The sequence below is a fragment of the Streptomyces sp. B21-105 genome, from assembly GCF_036898465.1.
Lineage (GTDB): Bacteria > Actinomycetota > Actinomycetes > Streptomycetales > Streptomycetaceae > Streptomyces.
The window spans coordinates 7893812-7918036 of the sequence record NZ_JARUMJ010000001.1; the positions used below are offsets into that span (position 1 = coordinate 7893812).

A 24225-nucleotide genomic window follows, 5' to 3' on the forward strand; every position below is an offset into this window, starting at 1 on the left:
ACCCGATGGCGAACCGAGCGAACACGAGACACCACCCGCACGACGACGCCCCCGACACCGCAGACGCATTCCGCGAACTGGCCGCCCTGCCCGCGGGGCCCCGGCGCGACGCGCTGCGGGCCCGGATCGTCGAGGCCTGGCTGCCCATGGCCGACCGCCTCGCCGGACGGTTCCGCAACCGCGGCGAGAACCACGAGGACCTGCGTCAGGTCGCCGCCCTCGGCCTGGTCAAGGCCGTCGACCGCTACGACCCCGCGCGCGGCAACGCCTTCGAGAGCTACGCCGTGCCCACCGTCACCGGCGAGATCAAGCGGCACTTCCGCGACCACATGTGGACCCTGCACGTGCCGCGCCGGGTCCAGGACCTGCGCAACCGCGTGCGCATCGCCGGCCAGGAACTCTCCCAGACCCTCTCCGGACGCCGTCCCACCGTCGCCGAGATCGCCGAACGCGCACAGCTCAGCGAGGACGACGTCCGCACCGGCCTGGAGGCGCTCGAGAGCTTCTCCGCGCTGTCCCTGGACGCGGAACCGCCCGGCAGCGACGGCGGGTACTCGCTGAGCGACGCGCTGGGAGCGCCGGACCCGGCGCTCGCCACCGTCGTCGACCGGGAGGCGGTCAGGCCCCGGCTCGCCGCCCTGCCCGAGCGGGAGCGGGCCATCCTCTACATGAGGTTCTTCGGGGACATGACGCAGAGCCGGATCGCGGAGCAGCTGGGCATCTCGCAGATGCACGTCTCCCGCCTCATCAGCCGGTGCTGCGACCGGCTGCGAGAACAGGTACTGCAGGAACCGATGCAGTAACCGCTGTAGGGACGGATCCAGTAATCGCTGGAGAAGCTGGTGTAGAAACCGCTGCGTGGAAATTGCCGAGGGACGGCGGCGGAGTCACCCGCCTGGGGGCAGCCGTCCCGCCAATGGCGTCCGGCCGCGCGCGCCCGGCGGACCCTCGGGCTGTGATGGCGGTGGGGCAGGAACGCCCCGCCTTGCTGTCACCGGCTGAAGGAGCCGTCCCATGGGTCGCACCGCCCACTTCCTCTCCGCCCTCGCCGTGGCCGGTGCCCTGCTGGTCGCCGCCGGACCGGCCGCGGCAGCCGACCCGTCGGCGGAGGTCAGCCCCGGCAGTGTCGCCCCGGGCGGCAGCGTCGCCGTGTCGGTCTCCTGCGGCGCCCTCGGCGTCGCCGCGCCCGAGAGCCTCGAGGCCACCTCGCAGGCCTTCGCCGACGGCGCGGTCAAACTGACCAAGGTCCCCGGTGATGACGCGCAGGCGGACGCCGCCTACCGGGGAACCGCCCTCATCGCCCCCGCCGCCGCGCTCGAGGTGAGCCCCGACGCGGTCGGACCGGACGCCGCCTGGACCGTCGACGGCACCTGCCCGGCCGCGCCCGGCGGACCCGGGAAGCCATGGAGCGCGACCCTGGACGTCGCCCGCACCCCGGCACCGCCGTGCGGACCGGCCGCCGGAGCGTCCTGCCCCACCGCCCGACCTTGCCCGCAGCCCCTGAACGCCGCGCAGCCGCACCCCGCCGACTGCCGCACCGCACCGCCCTGCGGCCGGACCGAAGCGCAGCCCCGCGGCGCCGCGTCCCCCGCCGCCTGCCCGCCCGCGACCGTCGACCACGGAGTGCGGGCCGGCGCGGGAGGCGCCTTCACCGAATCCGTTCCCGCGCTCGTCGCCGGCGGTCTGCTGATCGCGGGCGCGCTCGCCGCCGCCGTGCACCGGTTGCGCCGCCGAGACCGCGTCGGCGACGCCTGACACCGCCCGGCGGCGGCCGAGGGCCCGCGCTGTGACCGGCGCGACGCGAGAAGCGGTCATGCCGCGGGCCGCACCGGGTACGCGCAACCCTGGGCGCACGAAGGCCCCGTACGAACGCCGGGCCTCGTACGAACGCCAGGTCCCGTACGAACGCTTGGTCCCGTAACGCACGCCCCGTCCCCTACGAGCGGGCATCAGGCAGGGCACCAGTCACGGCACCAGGCATGGACTGCACCGGAGGGCCACATGCGGCGGACGGAACCGGAGGACCACGGCCCCGTTCGTTACGGCCCGCCGCTCCCCCCGGACGGCCTGCCGGTGCTGCCCGAACTCGCCTCGGCGCTGGCCGGGGCCGCCGGCCGCGCCGAGGGCGAGCCGGTCGGCGGCGGCGAGGCCCTCCTCGACGCCGCCCGCGGCTACTGGGCCCGGCGCGGCGGGCCCGCCGAACCGGGAGGGGTCGTCGCCGGACCCGGCGCACCCGCCCTGCTGCTCGCGCTGACCGCCGCGCTCGGCGGCGACGTCCTGGTGCCGCGGCCCTGCGCGGCCTGGTGGGCGCCGTACGCCCGGCTGCTGGGCAGGCCGGTGTTCCATGTCGCGACGCCCGCGGAGTGCGGCGGCGTCCCGGACCCGTACGCCCTGCTGGAGACCGTGCGCCGGGTGCGCGCCGAGGGCGGTGACCCGCGTCTGCTGGTGCTGTCCGTCGCCGACGACCCCACCGCCACCGTGGCGCCGCCCGAAGTGCTGCACGAGGCCGTGGAGGCCGCCGCGGGGGAGGGGCTGCACCTGGTCAGCGACGAGACCTGGCGCGACACCCTGCACACCCCGCAGGAGACCGTGCTGGTCAGCCCCGCGGAGATGCTGCCAGGCGAGGTCACCGTCGTCAGCGACCTGGCCGGGGCCCTGCTGCCCGTCGGCTGGCCGGCGGCCGTCGCCCGGTTCCCCGCCTCGGCCGTCGGCGACGCCCTGCACGCGCGCGTGCTCGACGTGCTGACCGCCCTCGACGCCCGGGTGGCCGCGCCGGTCGCCGCCGCGGCCGCGTACGCGCTGACCGAGCCGGAGCCCGTCACCGCGCGCGTGGCCGCCGCGGTCCGCCTGCACGCGCACGTGGCGCGGGAGATGCACGCCGCCGTGGTCGCCGCGGGCGCCCTGGCGCTGCCGCCCCGGGCCGGCCGTCACCTCTACGCCGACCTCGGCCCGCTGCGCGACGCGCTGAGCGCGCACGGCGTCGGCGACGCACAGGAACTCGAGGACTTCCTCTCCGCCCGGCTCGGCATGCCCGCGCCGGGCGGCCACCGCTTCGGGGACGACCTCAGCGCCCTGCACGTCCGGTTCTCCACCGGCATGCTGCTCAATGGCGCGGACGCCCGGCGCACGGAACGCCTCACCTCGCCCACACCGTGGGAACTGCCCCACGTGCAACGTGCGTTGACACTCATGAGGTCGGTCTTCGACGACCTCCGTGACGAAGCTCAGCGACGGGAGCCTCCTCGATGACGCAACAGTCCGAGTCGACCACCACCAGCACGGTGACCGGCGGGGCCGTCGGCACCGCACCGTCGCCGTCATCGTCGCTGTCGCCGCCGTCGTCGTCATTGTCGCCCTTCGCACCGGCGCCCGCCGTCCCGCCGCTCGCCGAACCCCGGCCGCCGGGCGAGCGCCGGGTGTGGCCGCGGACCTTCCACGACCGGCTCACCTCGCCGCTGCCCGGCCTCAAGGCCATCGCCCGGTTCGCCCGCGAAGGCTCCGTGCGCCCCGGCAAGGAGGGCCTTGCCGACATTCCCCGACTGCCCTTCGCGCCCGCCCCGCTGCCCCGCGTGGACGCCCGCACCGTCGCCGTCAGCTGGGCGGGGCACGCCAGCTGGGTGGTGAGCATCGGCGGCCTGACCGTCCTGACCGACCCGGTGTGGTCCCGACGCATCCTCGGCACGCCGGCCCGGATCACCCCCGTCGGCGTCCCCTGGGGCGCGCTGCCGCGCGTCGACGCCGTCGTCATCAGCCACAACCACTACGACCACCTGGACGCCCCCACGATGCGTCGACTCCCGCGCGACACACCGGTGTTCGTGCCGGCCGGGCTCGGACGCTGGTTTCTGCGCCGCCGGTTCACCCGGGTCACCGAGCTGGACTGGTGGGAGGCGGCCGAACTGTCCGGCGTGCGCTTCGACTTCGTGCCCTCGCACCACTGGTCCAAGCGCAGCCTCACCGACACCTGCCACTCTCTCTGGGGCGGATGGGTGCTCACCGCCCCCGACGGCCGGAGCGTCTACTTCGCCGGGGACACCGGCTACGGCCACTGGTTCTCCCGTATCGGCCGACGCCACCCCGGGATCGACCTGGCACTGCTGCCGATCGGCGCCTACAACCCCCGTTGGTGGCTCGCAGACGTGCACTGCGACCCGGAGGAGGCGGTCCGTGCCGCCCTCGACCTCGGCGCGCGGCGCATGGCACCCATGCACTGGGGCACCTTCGTGCTGTCCGCCGAGCCCGTCCTCGAACCCCTCACGCGTGTGCGGGCCGCCTGGCAGAAGGCGGGCCTGGACCGCGACGACCTGTGGGACCTGCCGGTGGGAGGCTCGCGGATCCTGGACCAGGGGCGCGCGAGTGCGAGAACGGCGCCGTCCGACCGGAGGGCGGACGGGATGTGACGGGATGTGACGGGACTTGACTGGCTCTCGCCGCCCGGCCCGGCGGGAGCGAACCCCCGACCCCCCGAACACCCCGACCCCCCGAACCCCCGGGCCCTCAGGCCGTCCGGGTCCCCTTCATCCGGCGCCACAGGCTCGGCGCCGCGCCGATCAGCACGGTCAGGGCGACCGCGGCGACCACGCCCTCCCACGGCTCGGGGAACAACGAGCCGCCGAGGATGCCGATCAGCTGGTACGTCACCGCCCAGGCGAGACAGGCCGGAAGGTTGCCGCGCGAGAAGCGGCGCAGCGGCCACTTCGCCATCAGACAGGCCAGCATCACCGGGATCCGTCCCGCCGGCACCAGCCGGGACAGCACCAGCACCGCCGTGCCGTGGTCGGCGAGCTTCCCCTGCGCCTGCGCCAGCCGCTCCTCGGGCGCCCGCGAGCGGATCGCCTCCAGCCAGCGCGAGCCGTTCCTCGACCGCATCCCGCGCCGCCCCAGCCAGTACAGGGCCGCGTCCCCGCAGAACGCGGCCAGCGATGCCGTCACGAATACCAGGAGCAGGGAGAACGGCGCCTTCTGATGGAACGCGACCACGGCCGCCGTACTCACCAGTGCCCCCGTCGGCACCACCGGCACCAGCGCACCGATCAGCACCAGCAGGAACAGCGACGGATAGCCGAGCGCCTGCTGCGTGGCCTCCGTCGGTATGCCCGTCGTGACCACGACGGCCGACAGGGTCACCGTGCCTCCTCCAGGCGCACGCTCTCCCCGTGCCCCAGCCGGTGCACGGCCACGCCCGGCGCACGCTCCGCCGCGAGCCGCACGAACTCCTCACCGGGCGCGTGGAACTCATGGGGTCGCACCGCGTCCATGCCGATCGGCCAGTACGTGCCGTAGTGCACCGGCACCGCGCTGCGCGGACCCAGCAGGGCCAGCGCCTCGGCTGCCCGCCCCGCGTCCAGGTGCCCCTCGCCCAGATGCGGCCCCCAGCCGCCCACCGGCAGCAGCGCCACGTCGACCGGCCCGACCTCCTCGGCCATGTCCTCGAACAGGCCGGTGTCCCCGGCGAAGTACGTCCGCGCCGCGCCTTCGACGACGTACCCGAGAGCGGGGGAGGAGCGCCGGCCGACCGGCAGCCGCCGTCCGTCGTGCCGCGCGGGCACCGCCCGTATCCGGACCCCGCCCACGGACGTCTCGTCGCCCGGCTCCATCTCGCTCAGCCGCAGATGCCGCAGCCGCCGCAGCCCGGGCACGGCGCGCGGCGCGCCCCGGGGCACCAGCAGGCGCGTGCCCGGCGCGAGGCGCGCCAGCGAGGGCACGTGCAGATGATCGGCGTGCAGGTGGGAGACGAGCGCGACGTCGGCGTTCCACGCCCCGGGCGGGGGCATGGCGCCCCGGCGGCGGCGCAGATGCGCGAGACGGCGGGCGAACAAGGGGTCGGTGAGCACACGCACGTCCGAATCCTCGACCGTGCAGGTCGCGTGACCCCACCACGTGATCTCCACCGCCACCTCTTTGCCTCCTTCGCGCGACTCCCCCGAAGCCTACGGGCAGGAGTAGGGTCGGCGACTGAACCCGGAGGTGAGGGGGACGCCATGGGACCGCCGCGGGTCACGCGGGTCACCGCGATCGCGAGTCTGACGCCGCTCGAGGAACTGGACGCCGATCCCTTCCTGGTGGACTCCCGCAGCCAGCACGCGATGTGCGCGCGGTGGGCCGCGGAGCGAGGCCACGTCGTCAGCCGGGAACTGCTGGTGCGCGGGCTGCGCGCCGACCACTGCGTGCTGTGGGACGGCGTGGTGCCCGGCGTCGACCTGTTCGTCGCGCCGAGCCGCCGGGTGCTGGAGAGCGCGCTGTCGTCCGTCGAGGAGTTCACCGCCGAATGCGCGCGGCGCGGGGTGCGCGTGGAGACGGTCGGCAGCGCCGAACCCGCCTACGACGCGCAGATGAAGGCCCGGGTGCACCGCAGGCTGTCCATGCCGACGGCCGGCTACGACGGACGGTAGTCCCCCGGGGCCCGGGGTGCGCCTCGCCGCGGTATGACAGGGTGGAAGACGGCTCCCACGGGCGTCGGGGCCGGGACGCGAGGTGTACGGGGCGTGCGTGGGGTGCGATGGCGGCGGGCCGTCAGTCAGGCAGGGCGGAGCGTCACGGTGTGGGCCGTCTCCACCCTGACGATGCTCGTGCTGGCCGGGATACTGCCGGACTTCCGGCTGCAGTCGCCCGACGGCGACAGCGCCACCACCATCGCCATGACCGCCGCCGCCGGAGCGGGCGTCTTCGGCGTGCTGTCCGCCCTGGCCTGGCCGCTGCTGGTCCGCCTCCTGCTGCTCGTGCCGGCGCTGGTCCTCGGCCTGCTGGTGTTCTTCCTCAACGGCTCGCTGCTGCTTCTCGCTCTGCGGCTGAACCCCTCCGGACAGAGCGAGGCGGCTCCCGAGACCGCCGTCATCGTCGCCGCCGTGATGTCCGCCGTCGCCTCCGCGACGGGCGCGGCCCTGGCCGTGCGCGACGACGACGCCTACCGCCGCCGCCTGTACCGCCTCGCCGACCGCCGGCGCAGAGGCGGCCCCGCCTGCCCGGCCACCCCCGGCACCCTCTTCCTCCAGCTCGACGGCGTGGGCCACGACGTGCTGGTCGCGGCCGTGCGGAAGGGGCTGATGCCGACCGTCGAGCGGTGGCTGGGCGACACACTCGCCGCCGCCGCCGACGCCGAAGGCGGCACCGGCGAACCGGGAAGCTCCGTCAGCGGCCGCCCTCCGGCCGCGACCGTGCCGTCCTCGGCGTCCTCGGCGTCGGCGGCGCCGCGTGCCACGCACCGCCTCACCCTCTGGCGCACCGACTGGTCCAGCCAGACCGGCGCGAGCCAGCTCGGCATCCTGCACGGCAGCAACCACGACCTGCCCGCCTTCCGCTGGTACGAGAAGGACACCGGGGAGGTGATGGTCTGCAACCGTCCGACCAGCGCCGCCGAACTCCAGCGCCGCGCGGTCGAACGCACCCGTGACGGCGGCCTGCTGTCCGCCGGCGGCGCCAGCCGCGGCAACCTGTTCAGCGGCGGCGCCGACGAGCAGGCGCTCGTGCTGTCCATAGCCGCCCGCCGGCGCAGCCGGGAGACCCGCTCCCGGGCCGGCTACTTCGCCTACTTCAGCGACCCGGCGAACGCCGTGCGCACCGCCCTGTCGTTCGTCGCCGAGGTCGTCCGCGAGATCGGCCAGTCCACCCGCGCCCGGCTGCGCGGCGACCGCCCACGCGTCGGCCGCGGCGGCCTCTACCCCTTCGTCCGCGCCTTCGCGACCGTCGTCGAACGCGACGTCGTGGTGGCCGCGGTGATGGGCGACATGCTCGCCGGGCGCCGCGCCGTCTACGCCGACCTGGTGGCGTACGACGAGGTCGCGCACCATTCCGGACCGCTCGGCCGGGACACCGAGCAGGTCCTCGGCCGGCTCGACCGGGCACTCGCGCTGATCGAGACCGTCGCCGAGCACGCCCCCCGCCCCTACCGGATCGTCGTCCTGTCCGACCACGGCCAGAGCCCCGGCGAGACGTTCCACGCCCGCTATGGCCTCACCCTCGGCGACCTGGTGCGCGCCGGCTGCGGACTGCCCGTGCCGCGCAGGGCGCAACACACCCACAGCGGCGCCGAGGCCCGCGCCGCCGTCCGCGCGGCGCTGCGCCGCCCCGTGGAGGAGACGCACGGGGGCCGGGAGCCGTCCGGCCGCCGCTCGGAGCCGATCGTGCTCGCCTCCGGCAACCTCGCCCTGATCTCCTTCCCGGACGTCCCGCACCGGATGAGCAAGGAGGAGATCGACGCCCGTCACCCCGCGCTGCTGTCCACCCTCGCCAACCATCCCGGCGTCGGCTTCCTGCTGGTGCGCAGCGAGGAGCACGACGGAGTCGTCCTCGGCGCGTACGGCGCGCGGATCCCGCTCGACCGGCTGGACGACGACCCCGGCCCGCTGGCCGTGTTCGGGCCCGGCGCGGCCGACGCCGTGCGCCGCACCCACACCTTCCCGCACACCGCAGACATCATGGTCAACTCCTGTTACGACCCGGCCGACGGCGAGGTCCTCGCCTTCGAGGAGCAGATCGGCTCGCACGGCGGCCTCGGCGGCGCCCAGGCCCGGCCGTTCCTGCTGTCCCCGCTGGCCCTGTCCGCGCCCGCCGCGGACGGCGAGGAACTCGTCGGCGCGGAACACGTGCACAGTGTCCTGCGCCGCTGGCTGCGCGAGTCCGACGGCCCCCAGGTCCCCCTGAAGACGGCCCGCGAGGAGCCCGCCCAGGAGGAACGCGCCGCCTGAGCACCGCCGCGCCGGATCGCGCCGGATCGCGCCGGAGTGGTGCTCGCGCCTGGCGGACACCGGCCGGCGCACACCGGCCGGCGGACAACTGACCGCCGCACACCGGCCCGGCGGACATCGGCCCGGCGGGCAACTGCCGGACCGGCAGCCGACGTTCACCGGCGCCCTGTCCGGGACGGTGTCCGCCGCGAGGGACGACTTCCCTCCGACGGCCTCCCTCCCGGCGCGCCCGAGCCGGTGGTCACCGACGGCTGGTGCGGCGTCCCGCGGGGCGCGACGCGGGCACGCCTCCCCGGCTCCGCCGGGCCGCCGGCTGCCGTGCACGGCTCGAGGGCCGGTGTTGCGGGTACGGCGAGGCGGAGTGTGATCGGATACGGGTATGCGATCCCGTCCACCGGGATCCCCATGCGAAAGGAATATCCGTGGCCACCACGCGCTCCGCACACACCGTCTGGGAAGGCAACCTGCTCGAGGGCAACGGGGTCGTGACCTTCGACTCCTCCGGTGCCATCGGCCAGCAGCCCGTGACGTGGGCCGCCCGTACCCAGGAGGCGAACGGCAAGACCAGTCCCGAGGAGCTGATCGCGGCAGCCCACTCCAGCTGCTTCTCCATGGCTTTCTCGCACGCCCTGGCCGGTGCGGGCACGCCGCCCGCCAAGCTCGTCACCTCGGCCGACGTGACCTTCCAGCCGGGCGAGGGCATCACCGGCATCCACCTGACCGTGGAGGGCACGGTGCCCGGTCTCGACGAGGACGCGTTCCTCGCCGCCGCCGAGCAGGCCAAGGTCAACTGCCCCGTCAGCCAGGCCCTGAAGGCCGTCCCGATCACGCTGTCGGCCAAGCTCGCCTGACCGGCAGCTCGCCTGACCGGCAGAGTTCGCCTGACCGGCCGCCCTCGCCGGGCGCGCCGGGCCGCTCCCGACGGACGGCCCGCGCGCGCCCCGCGAGGCGGCCCCGGCCCGCCACGCGCTTCAGACGAGGCCGGTCAAACCCCTGATCGCCGACTGGGCCCACTCCTGCGCTCCCACCGCCGTGCCCGCCGCCAGCCCGGTCGCCACGGGGGCCAGGGCCCCCTTGAGCGTCGTGACCGCACGGCGGACGCGGCCGGGCTCGGGGGAGTCCGAGCCGGTGATCTCCGCGATGACCTCCTCGGCCGCCGTCGCGGCGTCCGTACGGTCGCGGTCGGCGAGGCCCGCCTCGGGCAGCTGCCGGAGCAGTTCGCTCACCATCGCCGCGAGCGCCTCGTAACCGGGCGCGACCGAGCCGTCGTTGATCTGCTGGTTCTGGGTGACCGTCTCGTTGTTCCAGGCGAACTGGGCGTTCGAGACACCCTTGTTGAACACCGGCCCGTCGTAGTTGTTCACCTGCTGCGGGTTGTTCGGCATCTTCGCGGTGTCCGGGTCATGGGCGTTGTTCGGTTCGTTCACCGGCTGGCTCCGTCCGGGTCGGTGGGGGCGTTGGGGGCAGTGGGGTCGTGGGGGGAGGTGGGGGAAGCGGAGGCATGGGGGGAAGCGGGCGCGGTAGGGGCGCGTCGGGGTCGATCGACGCCGGCATGACCGGCGTCACCGGTCTGCTCGCCCCGGTCGTCCGGTCGGCCCTGAAGTGTCTGCTGCTGGGCGACGTTGGTGTTGCCCCACGCCAACTGGGCGCTGTGCACGGCCTCCACGAAGACGGGGCCGTGGTAGTTGTTCACGATCGTCGGCGGCGGAGCGGGCTCGGTGATCTCCTTGACCGGCAGCGTCGTACGCAACGAGACCAGCTGGACGCGCCCGGTGTGCTGCACCGCGGTCTTTGACGTCCCGGTCACGGAACAGTCCACCAGCCGGCCGCCGCACGACTCGTCGAAGCGCAGGCCCGTTGCCGCGCAGTCCTCGAAACGGCTGCCGGCGACGTCCACGAACGCGGAGCCCGTCCCGCACAGTCCGTACGACTGCGCCCCCGTCACGGTGAGGTTCCGGGCGACGAGCCGTGCCGTCCCGAACGCCAGGGCCCCGCCGGTCTCCACTCCGGTGACGGTGCAGTCGTGCAGGTGCAGTTGGGCCTCCTCGCCCGCGCCGAAGCCCAGCAGCCCGCGCTCGGCGACGGCAGCCCTGAGCGTCACCCGGGACTGGCCGACGGCGGCCACGGCGATCATGTCGAAGTCGGCGAAGGCCACGCCGGTGAGCTCGGCCGTGGTGCCGCCGTTGCCCTTGGTGTCCAGGCCGAACGGGCAACGCTCGACGCGGCTGTCCTCGAACACGGCCTTGCTCTCGTCCAAGACCCGCAGCCCGACGCCGGTCAGGTCGCGCACCAGGCACCCGGTGAACCGGCCTCTGGCGTGGTCGGTGACGGCGATGCCCACATTGCCGCCCGAGACGCGGCAGCCGCTCATCTGCGGAGCACCGCCCCGCGTCGACAGCACCCCGACGTTGCCCGCGTCGACGACCTCGCAGTCCTCGAAGGCGCCCCGGCCCGCGTCCTGGACGTGAATGCCCGTGTCGCGGCAGCCGGTGAACACGCAGTTCCGCACCTGCGGGTCGGCGCCGCTCGCCACCAGGATCCCGTTCTCGGCGTCGCGGACCCGGGTGCCGCGGACGGCGCCCCTGGACTGCTCGACGAACTGGAGCGCCGGCCCGTGCACGCCTTCGATCCGGCAGCCCTCGACGGTCAACTCCGCCTGCGTGTCCGCGATCACGGCCGCACGCTCGGTGCCGGTGATCTCGCAGCCGGTGAGCTGCGCCCAGGCGTCGCTGACGCGCACGCCGTGGATCCGGGCGCCGTCGACCCGGCTGTCCCGGATCGTGACCCGGGCGCTCTCGATCACCGCGACCGCGTTGTCGGCCGCAGCGGCGAACCGGCACCGCTCGACGACTCCGGCCGCGCCGGTGAACACGGTGCGGCCGAACCGGAACCCGCTGTCCGTCAGCGTGGCGGAGGCGCCCGGCGACACGTGCACGCACACCCCGTTGTGCGCCCGCACCTCCACGCGGTCGAGGGCGAGCGATCCGCCTCGGCAGTGGACGACTCCGGCGTCGGCGTCCCGCCCGGTCAGTACGAGGCCGCGGACCACCACCGACCCGAACGCGGTCAGTACGGTGCCCCGCGGCCGGCTCACCACCACGGAACCGGGTTCGCCGGCCGCCACCAGCTCGACCTCGCCGTGGACCGTGAGCTGCTCCTCGTACTGGCCGGGCGCGATCTCGATCCGCGCGGCACGGCCGCGCGCGGCCGCGGCTCGCAGCGCGGACCCGATGTCGGGATGCGCGCCGCGACGACCGCCCGGAGAGACGACGTACTTCCTGACCATGCCCGCCTCCCCCGAAGCGCCCGCCCGAGCACCACCGTCGACCCCCGCGCAGCACCGTGCAGCACTGTTGATCGCCCGTGCAACGCTGTTGACTGTCCGTCACCGATGCTACCCGAGCGGGACTGCGGTGCCGGGTGTGCGGCAAGAGGCCTTCACCGAACCTGCCGCAAGGCCCCGGATCCCGGCCGGATCTCTTCCCGGAAAGCGGCTCCCGGCCGGCCGGGTCAGAGGTCGTCGCGGGCGTCCCGCAGGATCTGCTTGGTGTCCTCCGCGGACGCGGCGTGCGTCGTCATGTGGTCGAGGACCTCCAGGTGGGCGGAGACCTCCATGCGGTCGTCGAGGTAGAGCGCGCCGGTCAGATACTCGGTGACGACCATGTCGGGCAGCTCGGGCTCGCCGAAACGGAACAGCGAGAACGGCGCCGACGTCCCGGGATGCGGGCCCGCCACGAACTCGGAGACCTGCAGCGTGACCCGGTCCCGTTCGGCGAACTCCACCAGCTTGTCCAGCTGTTCGGACATCACGGCGGCGTCGACGCTCACCGGGCGGCGCAGCACCGTCTCGTCCATCACCACCCACAGACGGGGCGGGTCGGCGCTCTCCAACAGCCGCTGGCGTGCCATGCGCAGGGCCACATGCCGCTCGAGGGAGTCCGGCGCCGTGCGCCCGACGGTCCCCGCCTCCAGGACCGCGGCCGCGTAGGCCTGCGTCTGCAGAAGGCCGGGTACGAAGTGCGGCTCGTACGAACGGATCAGCCGTGCGGCGCCCTCCAGGCTCACGTAGAGGCTGAACCACTCCGGCAGGACGTCGTGGTAGCGCTGCCACCAGCCGGGACGGTTCGCCTCCTCGGTGAGCGAGACGAACGCCTCCGCCTCGTCCCGGGGGACGCCGTACTCCTCCAGCAGGACCTGCACGTACGGGACTTTCAGTGCGACGTCGGCCGTCTCCATGCGCCGTACGGTCGCCGGGGCGACGCGCAGCGCACGGGCCGCCTCGTCGCGGCTGAGGCTTGCCGCCTCGCGCAGTTCCTGCAGCCGCCTGCCGAGTACCACCTGGCCCACCGTGGGCGCGGGCCGTCGCTCACTCACCCCACGTCTCCCCTGCGTGTCGAGGCACGCGGGCCAGTGTGTCACGTCCAGGCCGCGATCTCACGGGTAGCGGAGCAGGGCATTCAATCGGGGACGGATCGGCGACTGATCGAGGATGGATCGGGGACGGATCGGGGACGGATCGGGGACGGATCGGGGACTGATCGGGGACGGATCGGGGACGGATCGGGGACTGATCGGGGATGGATCAGCGCCGGACCAGGGCTGGATCGGGGGCGAGGGCCGGCTGTGCGTCAGTCGATCAGGCCGTGCAGGTACTTGGCCGTCGCCGGGTCGGCGGGCAGGAACGTCTCGATGGCGAGCTCGGCGACCGTCACGTCCATGGGAGTGTTGAAAGTGGCGACCGAAGAGATGAAGGAGAGAACCCGCCCCTCGTGCTCGATCAGCATCGGCAGCGCGAAATAGGGGACGGGCTCGCTCGGTTCCGCGGGCGACCCGGTCTGCGCGACCGGATAGGCGGCCACCTCCTCGTACAGCTCCCGCAGCGGCCCCGAGCGGTACAGGGCGATCTGGCGTTCCATCTGCGCGAGCAGGTGACCGCGCCACTCGGGCAGATTGCGGATGCGCGGCGCGAGGCCCTGCGGGTGCAGGGTGAGACGCATGGCGTTCAGCGGCGGCGCCAACAGGGACTCCGGCACGCCCTCCAGCAGCATCGCGATGCCCCGGTTGGCCGCCACCACGTCGTAGCGGGCGTCCATGACCAGCGCCGGATACGGCTCGTAACCCTGGATCAGCCGTTCCAGGCCAGAGCGCAGCGCCTCCAGCGCCGGGTCGTCCAGCGGGGTCTGCGGGAAACGCGGTGCGTAACCGGCCGCCAGCAGCAGGGCGTTGCGCTCACGCACGGGCACCTCGAGCTGCTCGGCCAGCCGCAGCACCATGTCCTCGCTCGGCCGGGAACGACCCGTCTCGACGAAGCTGATGTGCCGGGCCGAGGAGTCGGCGCGCAGCGCCAGCTCCAGCTGACTCATCCGGCGCCGTTCCCGCCAGGCCCGCAGCAACGGGCCCACGCCACCGCCCGCGCCGACGGGGACGGCGGATGCGGCGGGGGTGGCGGATGCGGAGGATGCGCTGGGGGTGGTGGATGCGGCGGTGGCGTCTGTACCGGTCGCGGCTACGGTCATGCTCACGACCGTAGTTCACCCACAGGGAGCGCACTCACCTGGCCGGACGGATCGGCGCGACGGGCCGGCGACGGCACCCCGGATCGTCGTGATCCCCGGGTAGCCCCGCTGACCAGGGCCGTCCCGGCATTCCTGTGGCACGCTGGACAGGTACGCGACACCCACGAAGGGAGCCGGCCATGGCCGAACCGCTGTCGCCGAGCGAGATCGAGGAGCGTCTGGGCGAGCTGCCAGGCTGGTCCCTGGACGACGGCCGTCTCACCCGCGCCTACCGGCTCGACTCGCATTTCGCCGCGACCTCCCTGGTCATCCATGTCGCACAGATCCAGGAGGAGCTCAACCACCACTCCGACCTCACTCTCGGCTACAACACCGTGTCGCTGAGCGTGCACACCCATAGTGCGGGTGGCGCCGTCACAGGCCTGGACGTCGAGCTCGCCCGCCGCGTGGAGGCCGTGGCCCCCGCGCACGGGGCGCACTGACCCGCGCGGCCGGCGAGGGGGGCGGGCGGTGCTGGACTACGACAAGGAAGCCGAACGCTACGACACCCTGCGTGGCGGCGAGCCCCGGGCCGCCGCGGCGGCGGACGGCGTCCTCGGCCTGGTGCCGGGCGGGGCGCGCAGCCTGCTGGACGTCGCGTGCGGCACCGGCATCGTCACCCGGCGGCTCGCCGACGCACGGGCCGGCCTGCGCGTGACGGGCGTGGACCGGGCCCCGGCCATGGCCGGCCACGCCGCCGCCCGGCTGCCGGGCGCGGTGGTCCTCGCCGACGCCCGCCGGCTCCCCTTCGGCGCGGAACGATTCGACGCCGTCAGCAGTGTCTGGCTGCTGCACCTCGTGGAGGACCCGGCTGACGCGCGGCGGATCGTCGCCGAGTGCGCCCGGGTACTGCGTCCGGGCGGGGTGTACGTCACCACGGTCGACAAGGGCGCGTCGCACAACGTGGGCAGCGACATCGATGTCGTGCTGGCCTCACGTCCCCCTCGGCCGGCCTCGGACGCCGCCGCGCTCGTGGAGTCGTACGCCGTCGCCTCCGGCCTGGTCCCCGCTGGGCAGGCCTGCTTTCCCGGCCGAGGGCAGGGCCGCAGCCCGCGCCGGGCCATCGCCGACCTGCGACGCGGCTGGTTCGTCACGCTGCCGCCCGGACACCCGCTGGCCGACGGTTTCGCCGCGCGGCTCGCCGCCCTGCCCGACCAGGACCGGCCCCGCCCGGATCCCGTGTTCGCCCTGAGAGCGTTTCGGAAGCCGCTTCCAGGCCAGTTGCCGGCGCGGGCGTCGGCGCACTCGCCGGCGGGGTGCCACCCGGGCCCGCAGGACGTCTGAACCAGGCTGCCCGCCTGCCCGGCGGGCAATGCGGGAACCGCTTTCCGGCCTGTTGCCGGGCAGTTTCGTTGCGGGAACCGCTTCCTGGCCTGTTGCCCCGCCACGGTCGTTTCGGAAGCCGCTTCCAGGCCTGTTGCCGGGCAGTTTCGTTGCGGGAACCGCTTCCCGGCCTGTTGCCCCGCCACGATCGTTTCGGAAGCCGCTTCCAGGCCTGTTGCCGGGCGCGTTCGTTTCGGAAGCCGCTTTCTTCCCGGTCTGTCCACCCGTGCTCCAGGAGCAAGGCCGGTCCGGACGGCGTGCGCCTGAACCCAACCGCCCGACCCGGCAACTCGGCCGACCGCGGCGGCGACTGAGAGAGCGGAACCCGTCCGTCCCTCTCAGGAGGTACGTCTCGTGCAGCAGCCGCACCCGCACCCCCCTCGGCAGCCGCGAACACCGCGAACACCGCGATCACCGCGGGAGCAGTCGCCGCAGTCCCGTCCGCGCCGGCACCGCAGACGCAGGGCTGTCCTCACCGCGCTGGCCTGCGCCGCGGTCCTGGTGGGCGCCGGACCGACCGCCCTCGGCACCGGCGCGTCCCCCGCACTCGAGCTCACGCGCGCGGGAGCAGCCCCCCTGGCCGCGACCGCTCGTCAGGTCGAGGCCCTCGACCGGGGCGTCGTGAGCGTGCACACCGACAGCGGAAACCTGGTCAGCTGGCGCTGGCTCGGAACCGATTCCGACACGGTTTCCTTCAATGTGTACCGGGCCGGCACGAAGGTGAACGCCACGCCGGTCACCGGCTCCACGAACTACTTCCACGCAGGCGCCCCCGCACAGGCCGACTACACGGTCCGCGCGATCGTGGGCGGCGTCGAACAGGCCGACTCCGTCCACGCCGTGCAGTTGCGCACCGGCTACAAGGACGTTCCGCTCACGCCGCCGGCCGGCGGCACCACCCCCGACGGCGTGGCCTACACCTACGAGGCCAACGACGCCTCCGTCGGCGATCTGGACGGCGACGGCGCGCTGGACATCGTCCTGAAGTGGCAGCCGACGAACGCGAAGGACAACTCCCAGTCGGGCTACACCGGAAACACGTTTCTCGACGGAGTCAAGCTCGACGGGACCCGCCTGTGGCGGATCGACCTGGGCCGCAACATCCGTTCCGGCGCCCACTACACGCAGTTCCAGGTCTACGACTACGACGGCGACCGTCAGGCCGAGGTCGCTGTGAAGACCTCCGACGGCACCGTCGACGGCGGCGGCACGGTGATCGGCAGTGCCTCCGCAGACCACCGCAACTCCAGCGGGTACGTGCTGACCGGCCCCGAGTACCTGACCATGTTCAACGGCCGGACCGGGCGGGCGATGCAGTCCGTCGGCTACGTCCCGGCGCGGGGCACGGTCTCGTCCTGGGGCGACTCGTACGGAAACCGCGTCGACCGTTTTCTTGCCGGAACCGCTTACCTGGACGGTGCCCGCCCGTCACTGATCATGGCACGCGGTTACTACACGCGTACCGTGATCGCGGCCTGGGACTGGCGCGGCGGCGCTTTCACCCGCCGCTGGACCTTCGACACCAACTCCTCGTCCAACACCGGCAAGGGGTACGACGGCCAGGGCTCGCACAGCCTCTCCGTCGGCGACGTCGACGGCGACGGCAAGGACGAGATCGTCTACGGCGCGATGGCGGTGGACGACAACGGCAGCGGACTGTGGACGACGAAGACCGGGCACGGCGACGCCCAGCACCTGGGCGACCTAGACCCCTCACACGCTGGCCTGGAGTACTTCAAGGTCTCGGAATCTGCCGGTCAGCCCGCCGAGCTGTACATCGACCCGGCGAAGGGAACCGTGAACTGGAAGCTGGCGGCCTGCTGCGACAACGGCCGCGGAGTCGCCGGCGACATCTGGGCGGGCAACGCCGGCGCCGAAGTCTGGTCGGCATCCGACAGTTCGATCCGCGACGAGGCGGGCGCGACCAAGGGGCGGGAGCCGTCCTCCGTCAACTTCCTCTCCTGGTGGGACGCCGATCCCGTCCGCGAACTCCTCGACGGCACCCGCATCGACAAGTACGGGCCGTCCTCGGACACCCGGCTGCTGACCGGCTCCGGCGTCCACTCCAACAACAGCACCAAGGCGACCCCGTCCCTGTCGGGGGACATCCTCGGCGACTGGCGTGAGGAGGTCGTCTGGCCGACCAGCGACAACCGGGCCCTGCGCGTCTACTCGACGCCGTACGAGACGAGCACGCGGATCACGACCCTGCTGCACGACACGATGTACCGCACCGGTCTGGCCTGGCAGAACACCGCCTACAACCAGCCGCCGCACCCGAGCTTCTTCCTCGGCGACGGCATGGCCACCGCGCCCAGGCCGGCGGTCTACACGCCCTGACGAAGAGCTGAGGCGGCCCCGCCCGGTCCGGGCGGAGCCGCCTCCTCACGCTCGTGCGTCAAGCGGGTTCGGTTCAGGGCCTTCGGCACGTTCCCGTAGAACGTGATGGTCGGCCGACCACGCGAGGTACGAGCGAAAAGGGGGCCGTGGTGCTGAACGACATCGTCCGGTCGCCCGCTGCGCGGCTCACCCCACCGCGCAGCTCCGGTCGCCCAGTCTGAACGCCGTCGGTTCGGTGTTCGTGCCCGACCAACTGCCCGTGAAGCCGAAGCTGACGGACGAGCCGGCGGCCACGTTGCCGTTCCAGGCGATGTTCTTCGCCGTCACCGTCGAACCTGACTGGGTGTGGTCGGCGTTCCACAGCTGGGAGATGCTCTGCCCGCCTGTGAACGTCCAGTTGAGGCTCCAGCCGGACCAGGCGCTCGTGCCGGTGTTGGTGAGCTTGACGTCCGCCTGGAACCCGCCCGACCACTGGTTGGTGATCGTGTATTTCACCGCACAGGCGCCCGTCGGCGTGGGCGTCGGGTCCGTGCCGCCGTCCCCGCCCCCGTCACCGCCGCCGGTGTCGGAGGTGTCGCCGTAGATCACCCCCCGGCCGTTGGTCGAGACGTACACCCGCCCGTACACCCGCGGGTCGCCGGTGATGGCCGCGCCGGTCCAACCCCACTGATGGGCGTCGTCGTTGATGCGCGTCCAGGTGACTCCCTTGTCCGTCGAACGGAAGACGCCACGGACCCCGGCGATCTTCGCGCTGGTGTAGAGCGTCTGGTACGAGGCGCCCGCGGCCGCCTTGCCGAAGCCGATCGTGTCGGCCTGCTGCACGGACGACAGCTTGGTGAAGGTGGCTCCGGAGTCGGTGGAGTGCCACAGGCCGTACGCCCCGTCGCTCGCCCCGCCGGCCAGCCAGACGTCGCCCTTGCCGCCGGGCAGCGCCTTGAACCGCACGCTGTCGCCGCTCGGCAGACCGCTCGCGGCGGACGCGGTGAACGTCGCGCCGCCGTCCGAACTCACGTAGAACTTGCCGGACTTGAAGCCGTAGAAGGTTCTGGCGTCGACCCGGTCGGATTCGACGACCGCCCCGGCGGGGATACCGCTCGACGCCGACCAGGAGGTGCCGAACCCGGTGGCGTACTGCACGCCGGTGCCCTCCGGACTCCACACGAAGCGGCTGCCGTCCGCGGACGCGGCGACCGTGCCGCCGCCGCTGACACCCGAAGGGTCGGTTCCCGCGAACCAGTTGGCCCCGTTGTCCGTCGAGAACGCCACATGCGGCCCCGAGTCGAGATTGCCGACCCGCACCACGGTGCCGGGGTTCGTCTCGGCGAAGTCCAGGCTCGTCGTCGTCGTGAAGTTCGGGGAGGTGAACATCATCGACGGCACCTGCGTCAGGTCCGTGTGGCGGAAGCCGCCGATGTCACCGAGCGCGCTCAGCAGCGGGGCGCCGGTCGGGGGAGAGGCGAGGTCGTTGACCGCCGTCTCCTCCAGTCCCCGCACCATCGGCTTGACGGTGAACTGGCCGCCGCTGTCCCAGTTGGCGAGGTTCTCCGTGCCGTAGATGGTCGCGCCCGTCCCGTACATCATGCGGCTGGAGTTGAACGGGTCGATCTCCAACGCCTCGGTCATCCAGCCGAGTTTGGGCGCCTGCTCCGGCGGCGACGGATTCGCGCCCCAGGTCAGCCACGGCGACGAGGAGACGTCCATCGTGAAGCGGTTGGAGCGGTTGGGGTACGAGGTGTAGTCCCAGGCCTTCGTCCAGGCTCCGCCGCTGTTCGTGGAACGGAAGATCTGGGTGTCCGGCCACCAGGCGCTGTAGGCGGTGGCCATGACGGTGCCCGGCTTCTGCCGGTCGATCGTCAGTCCGCTGAAGCCGTAGTAGGTGTCGGCCTCCGCCACCGGGGAGACGTCCGTCCAGGTCCCGGTGGCCGTCGCATAGCGCCACAACCGGCCCTTGCCGCCGTCGTACGGCCCGCCCTTGTCACTGTAGGCCAGGTACAGGTAGCCGTTGACGGCGTCCAGGACGCCCTTGTGCGCCAGATATCCCGTCGGCTGCCCGGCCAGCCGCGACCAGGTCGCGCCGGCGTCCGTCGAGCGGTACACCGCGTTGTCCTTGTCCGCCACCCCGACGTAGATCGTCTTGGTGGCGGTGCCGGACGTGCCCGTCGACTCGTCGAAGGTGACCCAGACGATGCCCTGGTTGTCGGACGCGTACCCGCTCGTGTCGGTCGGATCCTGCTGGTAGTTGCCGACGTTGGGGAAGTTCGCCACCTGCGACCACGAGACGCCCGAGTCCGTCGACCGCCACAGGCCCTTGCCGCTCGGCGCGCCCAGGTACAGCACGCTGTTGCGGTTCGGGTCGACGGCGAGCCGCTCGCCCATGCCCCGGCCCGGCATGTTCCCGCCCAGCTTGAAGGGCAGGTCCGTCTTCTGCCAGGCGGCGCCCCGGTCGGCGGAGCGCAGCACCGCCCCGTTCCCCGGATCCCAGCTGTTGGTGTAGGTGCCGACCGCCGCGTACACCTTGTTCGGGTCGACGGAGTCGGAGGCCAGGCTCACCACGCCGGTGTGCCCCCAGTCCGTCCAGCCGACCGAGTCCAGCAACGGCGTCCACGTCTTGCTCGACTCCTGCCAGCGGTACGCGCCGCCGATGTCGGTGCGCGCGTAGGCGAGGTTCTTCTCCTTGCGGTTGAAGACGATGCCCGGCACGAAGCCGCCACCGTCGATCCGGGCGTTCTTCCAGCTGTACGACTCGGCGGCCAGTGCCGTCTTCGGGCTGCCGTCCGCGGCCAGCACGGGCGGGCTGCCCGCGATCAGACCGGCGGCGAGCGCCAGTACGGCCGTGAGGATGCGGGTTCTTCGCACGGTGGGGGTCCTTCCTCGCGAAATGCCATGGGAGGGGACGGTGCGGGGGGAGGTGCGGGACGTGCGGTCGCCCAGGGCGCGGTCGCCGTGGGGGCGGTGGGTGCGGTGGGTGCCGTCGCCCGGGAACCGGGGTTGCCGGCGGGGACGCGCCGGGAGGCGGCGGGACGTGCGATTGCCGGGCGGCCCCCTGTGCGGGTGGGGGCCGCCCGGCCAGGGCCCCGTCGTCCGGTGACGGAGCCACGTACGCGAAGCCTCGAGCGGTTCCGCGGGGGAGCGGTGCCCCCCGCGCCCCGGGGCCCCGAAGGGGCGACCAGGGGGCGCGGGGAACTGCGCGACCGGCCACGTCCGGCCCGCAGCCGAACACCGCCCGACCCGCGGAGCGCTCAGCGGGGGTTTATTCGAGAAGCTCCGCGTACGAGCCCATGGCCAGGGCGATGTCCGCCTGGGCCCAGAAGCGGTGGTACGTGAACACGGGCGCGGCGCCGCCCGCGAGATAGCTCTCGATCTTCGACCAGGCCGGGTCGTTCTTGTAGAACGATCGCAGCGAGGCGAAGGTCGAGGAGGAGCTGATCGTGTCGCCGTTCGGCATCGTGCCGCTGAAGCCGCTCGGGACGTACACGCCGTCGTCGAAGCGGTTGTAGTCGGCGCGGGTCTCCGGGACCGCGATGCCGAGGGCGTCCTGGTTGTGGGACCACATGCCGTCCAGGAGCGCCTTCGCCGTCGTCTTCGCCTCCGTGTCACCGGACTTGGCGGCGTAGTACGTCAGCGTCTTGGCGTACGCGGCGGCCACGCCGACGTCGTCGGTGTAATCGGCGACGGTGACATGAAGTCCGTTGTTTGCGCCCGGACTTGACGCGTTCCAGGTGTCGGGCTGACCCGACCACTGGAGCGTGGAGGGGATCCGGAAGGTGCCGTCCGGGTTGATCGTGGTCTTGGACAGCGCCCAGTCGACCCACTTGTCGAGGACCGCCTTCGCGCTCGCGTTCCCCGTCTGCTGGTAGTACTCGGCCACCCGCTCCATCGACCACGCCTGGAAGCCGAACCACTGGTTGGACGGCGGGTCGTGGTAGACGGGCTGCTGGTCGTAGTACATGCCGTAGAAGGTCGACGTGCCGGCCGGGGGAGTCGCGTAGCGGCCCGCCCAGCTGTTCGTCGCGCCGCCCGCGATGGCGCCCTCGCTGGACTGCAGCCAGCGGTAGAACTCCAGCTGCCGGGTGAGCGACTTCGCCCAGTCCGCCTGGCCCGTCGCCGACTTGGGCTTCAGGTCGGCATAGCTGCTGAGCGCGTAGGCGGCCAGGGGGTTCTGGTAGCCGCCGTGGGTGTGACTGGAGCCGATGCGCCACGCCCAGCCGGCGCTGGTGTCGGTCGCGCCGCCCCAGGCGTAGTACCAGGACAGCAGGTAGTGCGAGGCGTCCTTGCCGGTGCCGGCCGGGCAGGCGGTCGGTCCGACGCAGTTGCCGATCTTCTTGAAGTACTTGTCGTACATCGCGTAGCGCAGGTAGTCGCCCATCTTCGCCGCCTTGCCGACGGCCGCGGAGACGGCGCTGCCCTTGCCCTGGGCCTTGGCCCAGATGTCCGCCCAGTACGCGGCCTGCACGACGCGTGCGTCGGCGTCGGGGGCGTTGGTGAACTTCCACTGCTTGGCGTAGGAGGCGTCACCGGTGAAGAGGTCCAGGTAACCGTTCTTGCCGCCGTACTTGAAGGCGTCGCAAGTCGGTTGCGGAACCGTTTCCCACACCGATTCCTGCGCGCCGCGCTGGAAGGTGTTGATGTACGACGGACCGGTGTCGGTCGGGCCCGCCTCGCACTTGCCGGGCGAGTTGCCGTAGCCGTAGGTGTTGTCCACGTCCTGCAGCCAGTGCATGCCGTAGACGTCGTCCGTGCCGTACGCGGACTTCAGTTCGCCCGCGATCGGATCCGACCCCACGGACACCCCGGTGTCCAGCTTCGCCGGATACTCGTTCGGCGTGTCCAGCTCGGGTGCGTAGGTGGCCGGCTTGGAGGCGTTGTAGAAGGAGTTCGTCGGCTGGTCGGCGTGGGTGGGGATCATGTACTTCTCCATGATGTCCCAGGCGCCGTTGAACTTGGTCCAGTCGCCGGTGATCTTCCCGTACATCGCCTGCAGCCACAGCAGGTAGCTGTAGGCCTCGGACGTGGTCTCGTGGCCCTGGTCCGGGGCTTCGACGATCAGCGTCTCGACCGAGTGGTACGGGATGCCCTCGGGGGAGAAGTAGCCGTTCGCCGGGTTGGTGATCTTGCCGTAGAGGTCGAGGAAGCGGGCGTCGTACGCCTTTGTCCCGGCGATCTCGGTGGCCGTGACCGTCGCCTTCGCGTGTCCGGTGGCCGTCGACTCGAAGGTCGCGGCGCCCGTGCCGGAGGCGTTGGCGGTGATGGTCACGTTCTGGGCGGTGTTCCAGTTCGACGGGGTGAAGGTCAGGCTCGCGCCGCCGGTCACCGTCAGGCCCGTGTTGCCGGCGGTTCGGGCGGTCGTGACGGTCACGTTGGCCGAGGGCTGGGTCGACAGCTTCAGCGTGAACGTGCCCGTCTTGCCCTGCTGGACGGCCAGTTGGGTGGTGGAGGCGACCACGGCGGGCCCGGAGGCGACCGTGATGCCGACCGGTGTGGACGACGCCGACGCGCCCAGGCTGTCGTAGGCCTTGGCGACCAGGGAGTGGTTGCCGACGGACAGCCCCGAGGCGGACAGGGTGTACGGCGCGCTGGTGTCCGTGCCCAGCAGTGTCGTGTCGTCGTAGAACTCGATCTTGGTGATGGTCGCGTTGTCGGCGGCGGCGGCGGTCGCCTGGAGCGGCACCGCGCCGCCCTGGGTGTAGACGGCGCCCGCGGTCGGGCTGGTCAGCACCGTGACCGGCGGCTGGTGCGCGCCGGCGCAAGGAGTGCCGTTGACCGCGAAGTTCGTGGGAGCGGCGTTCGCGCCGCTGTAGGTGAACTGCGCGCCCGTGCCGACCGCGGCGCCGGGAGCGATCGTCCCGTTGTAGGTGGCGTTGTTCACGGTGATCTGCTGACCGGACTGCGACCAGCTGCCGTTCCAGCCGTTCGACAGCTTCTGGTTGCCGGCGTAGGAGTACGTCAGGGCCCAGCCGCTGATCGGGTCGGTACCGCGGTTGGTGAGGGTCAGGTCGGCGGTGAACCCGGAGCCCCAGTCGTTGGTCTTGTAGTCGACGCTGCACTGAAGCGCGGCCGCCTGGGCGGGCGTCGTGCTCGTGCTCAGCATGGCGAGGGGGAGCGCGAGGGCCGCCACGGCGGCGGTCCACAGGCGCCGCGCCCCGCGGCGTCTGCGTGAGGGTTTCATGGTGCTGGTTCCTCCTTGCGGCTCGGGGAGTGGGGGAGGAGCAACAAGCCTTGAACCAGTGGGAGCGCTCCCATAGTGGGGATGCGGGTGAAGGCGGTCAAGATGTTTGAAGAGTCGAAAAGATTCGATGTCGGGAGTTGAGGGAAAGTCAGTCACT

Annotated in this window: 18 protein-coding genes; 10 read left to right on the forward strand and 8 right to left on the reverse strand. The window is 72.7% G+C overall.

Annotated elements, in window-relative coordinates; all coding sequences use genetic code 11:
- The first annotated feature begins 5 nt into the window (after positions 1 to 5).
- The 4 genes from QA802_RS35350 (at position 6) to QA802_RS35365 (ending at position 4400) form a co-directional block, all read left to right on the forward strand.
- Entirely contained in the window at positions 6 to 803 is a 798-nt protein-coding gene (locus QA802_RS35350; RefSeq protein ID WP_334531518.1) for an RNA polymerase sigma factor SigF, read from the forward strand.
- Between the two features lie 211 nt (positions 804 to 1014).
- Positions 1015 to 1755 carry a hypothetical protein gene (locus QA802_RS35355; protein WP_334531521.1) on the forward strand — a complete coding sequence of 247 codons (741 nt, stop codon included), beginning with the start codon at positions 1015 to 1017 and terminating at the stop codon, positions 1753 to 1755.
- Between the two features lie 246 nt (positions 1756 to 2001).
- On the forward strand, positions 2002 to 3249 hold the full coding sequence (locus QA802_RS35360) for an aminotransferase class I/II-fold pyridoxal phosphate-dependent enzyme (protein WP_334531524.1): 1248 nt from the start codon (positions 2002 to 2004) through the stop codon (positions 3247 to 3249).
- On the forward strand, positions 3246 to 4400 hold the full coding sequence (locus QA802_RS35365) for an MBL fold metallo-hydrolase (RefSeq protein ID WP_334531527.1): 1155 nt from the start codon (positions 3246 to 3248) through the stop codon (positions 4398 to 4400). Before QA802_RS35360 ends, QA802_RS35365 begins: the two co-directional genes overlap by 4 nt.
- 97 nt (positions 4401 to 4497) lie before the next feature.
- On the opposite strand, the gene QA802_RS35370 is transcribed toward QA802_RS35365, so the two are convergent.
- Together QA802_RS35370 and QA802_RS35375 are read right to left on the reverse strand one after the other, a co-directional pair.
- A complete protein-coding gene (locus tag QA802_RS35370) occupies positions 4498 to 5127 on the reverse strand; it encodes a DedA family protein (RefSeq protein WP_319170341.1) in 630 nt (209 codons plus the stop codon).
- Positions 5124 to 5897, reverse strand: a complete 774-nt coding sequence (locus tag QA802_RS35375; protein WP_334531532.1) for an MBL fold metallo-hydrolase — start codon at positions 5895 to 5897, stop codon at positions 5124 to 5126. The genes QA802_RS35370 and QA802_RS35375 overlap by 4 nt, the downstream gene beginning before the upstream one ends.
- An 84-nt stretch (positions 5898 to 5981) precedes the next feature.
- Here QA802_RS35375 and QA802_RS35380 point away from each other — a divergent pair, with 84 nt between their 5' ends.
- From QA802_RS35380 to QA802_RS35390, 3 genes are all read left to right on the forward strand, one after another.
- Positions 5982 to 6392: a hypothetical protein gene (locus QA802_RS35380; protein WP_319170343.1), complete on the forward strand. Its 411-nt coding sequence runs from the start codon at positions 5982 to 5984 to the stop codon at positions 6390 to 6392.
- Between the two features lie 33 nt (positions 6393 to 6425).
- Positions 6426 to 8684 (forward strand): phage holin family protein, encoded by a 2259-nt coding sequence (locus QA802_RS35385; protein WP_443042221.1) that lies wholly within the window; start codon positions 6426 to 6428, stop codon positions 8682 to 8684.
- A 422-nt stretch (positions 8685 to 9106) separates the two neighbouring features.
- A complete protein-coding gene (locus QA802_RS35390; RefSeq protein ID WP_319170345.1) occupies positions 9107 to 9535 on the forward strand; it encodes an OsmC family protein in 429 nt (142 codons plus the stop codon).
- A gap of 120 nt (positions 9536 to 9655) precedes the next feature.
- On the opposite strand, the gene QA802_RS35395 is transcribed toward QA802_RS35390, so the two are convergent.
- The 4 genes from QA802_RS35395 to QA802_RS35410 form a co-directional block, all read right to left on the reverse strand.
- Positions 9656 to 10111: a hypothetical protein gene (locus tag QA802_RS35395; protein WP_334531538.1), complete on the reverse strand. Its 456-nt coding sequence runs from the start codon at positions 10109 to 10111 to the stop codon at positions 9656 to 9658.
- A complete protein-coding gene (locus QA802_RS35400; protein ID WP_334531541.1) occupies positions 10108 to 11970 on the reverse strand; it encodes a right-handed parallel beta-helix repeat-containing protein in 1863 nt (620 codons plus the stop codon). Before QA802_RS35400 ends, QA802_RS35395 begins: the two co-directional genes overlap by 4 nt.
- Before the next feature lie 224 nt (positions 11971 to 12194).
- Complete coding sequence (locus tag QA802_RS35405) at positions 12195 to 13058, reverse strand: Sco1979 family transcriptional regulator (RefSeq protein WP_334531543.1); 864 nt, start codon at positions 13056 to 13058, stop codon at positions 12195 to 12197.
- 254 nt (positions 13059 to 13312) lie between these two features.
- Positions 13313 to 14200 carry a helix-turn-helix domain-containing protein gene (locus tag QA802_RS35410; protein WP_334531546.1) on the reverse strand — a complete coding sequence of 296 codons (888 nt, stop codon included), beginning with the start codon at positions 14198 to 14200 and terminating at the stop codon, positions 13313 to 13315.
- Positions 14201 to 14379: 179 nt separating this feature from the next.
- Between QA802_RS35410 and QA802_RS35415 the strand changes: the two genes are divergently transcribed.
- The 3 genes from QA802_RS35415 (at position 14380) to QA802_RS35425 (ending at position 17902) form a co-directional block, all read left to right on the forward strand.
- Positions 14380 to 14682, forward strand: coding sequence for a 4a-hydroxytetrahydrobiopterin dehydratase (locus tag QA802_RS35415; RefSeq protein ID WP_334531549.1), 303 nt, complete (start codon positions 14380 to 14382; stop codon positions 14680 to 14682).
- Positions 14683 to 14710: 28 nt separating this feature from the next.
- On the forward strand, positions 14711 to 15523 hold the full coding sequence (locus QA802_RS35420; protein ID WP_334531552.1) for a class I SAM-dependent methyltransferase: 813 nt from the start codon (positions 14711 to 14713) through the stop codon (positions 15521 to 15523).
- Between the two features lie 519 nt (positions 15524 to 16042).
- Positions 16043 to 17902 (forward strand): rhamnogalacturonan lyase, encoded by a 1860-nt coding sequence (locus tag QA802_RS35425; RefSeq protein ID WP_443042313.1) that lies wholly within the window; start codon positions 16043 to 16045, stop codon positions 17900 to 17902.
- A 186-nt stretch (positions 17903 to 18088) separates the two neighbouring features.
- Here QA802_RS35425 and QA802_RS35430 read toward each other — a convergent pair whose 3' ends face one another.
- Together QA802_RS35430 and QA802_RS35435 are read right to left on the reverse strand one after the other, a co-directional pair.
- Positions 18089 to 20758: a cellulose binding domain-containing protein gene (locus QA802_RS35430; RefSeq protein ID WP_334531555.1), complete on the reverse strand. Its 2670-nt coding sequence runs from the start codon at positions 20756 to 20758 to the stop codon at positions 18089 to 18091.
- A gap of 394 nt (positions 20759 to 21152) precedes the next feature.
- Positions 21153 to 24068 (reverse strand): glycoside hydrolase family 48 protein, encoded by a 2916-nt coding sequence (locus QA802_RS35435; protein WP_334531557.1) that lies wholly within the window; start codon positions 24066 to 24068, stop codon positions 21153 to 21155.
- Positions 24069 to 24225: the final 157 nt, after the last annotated feature.

Coding starts and splice junctions, on each gene's coding strand:
- QA802_RS35350 (WP_334531518.1), top strand. CDS start 6: ATGGCGAACCGAGCGAACACGAGACACCACCCGCACGACGACGCCCCC.
- QA802_RS35385 (WP_443042221.1), top strand. CDS start 6,426: ATGACAGGGTGGAAGACGGCTCCCACGGGCGTCGGGGCCGGGACGCGA.
- QA802_RS35415 (WP_334531549.1), top strand. CDS start 14,380: ATGGCCGAACCGCTGTCGCCGAGCGAGATCGAGGAGCGTCTGGGCGAG.
- QA802_RS35380 (WP_319170343.1), top strand. CDS start 5,982: ATGGGACCGCCGCGGGTCACGCGGGTCACCGCGATCGCGAGTCTGACG.
- QA802_RS35410 (WP_334531546.1), bottom strand. CDS start 14,200: ATGACCGTAGCCGCGACCGGTACAGACGCCACCGCCGCATCCACCACC.
- QA802_RS35365 (WP_334531527.1), top strand. CDS start 3,246: ATGACGCAACAGTCCGAGTCGACCACCACCAGCACGGTGACCGGCGGG.
- QA802_RS35435 (WP_334531557.1), bottom strand. CDS start 24,068: ATGAAACCCTCACGCAGACGCCGCGGGGCGCGGCGCCTGTGGACCGCC.
- QA802_RS35355 (WP_334531521.1), top strand. CDS start 1,015: ATGGGTCGCACCGCCCACTTCCTCTCCGCCCTCGCCGTGGCCGGTGCC.
- QA802_RS35360 (WP_334531524.1), top strand. CDS start 2,002: ATGCGGCGGACGGAACCGGAGGACCACGGCCCCGTTCGTTACGGCCCG.
- QA802_RS35400 (WP_334531541.1), bottom strand. CDS start 11,970: ATGGTCAGGAAGTACGTCGTCTCTCCGGGCGGTCGTCGCGGCGCGCAT.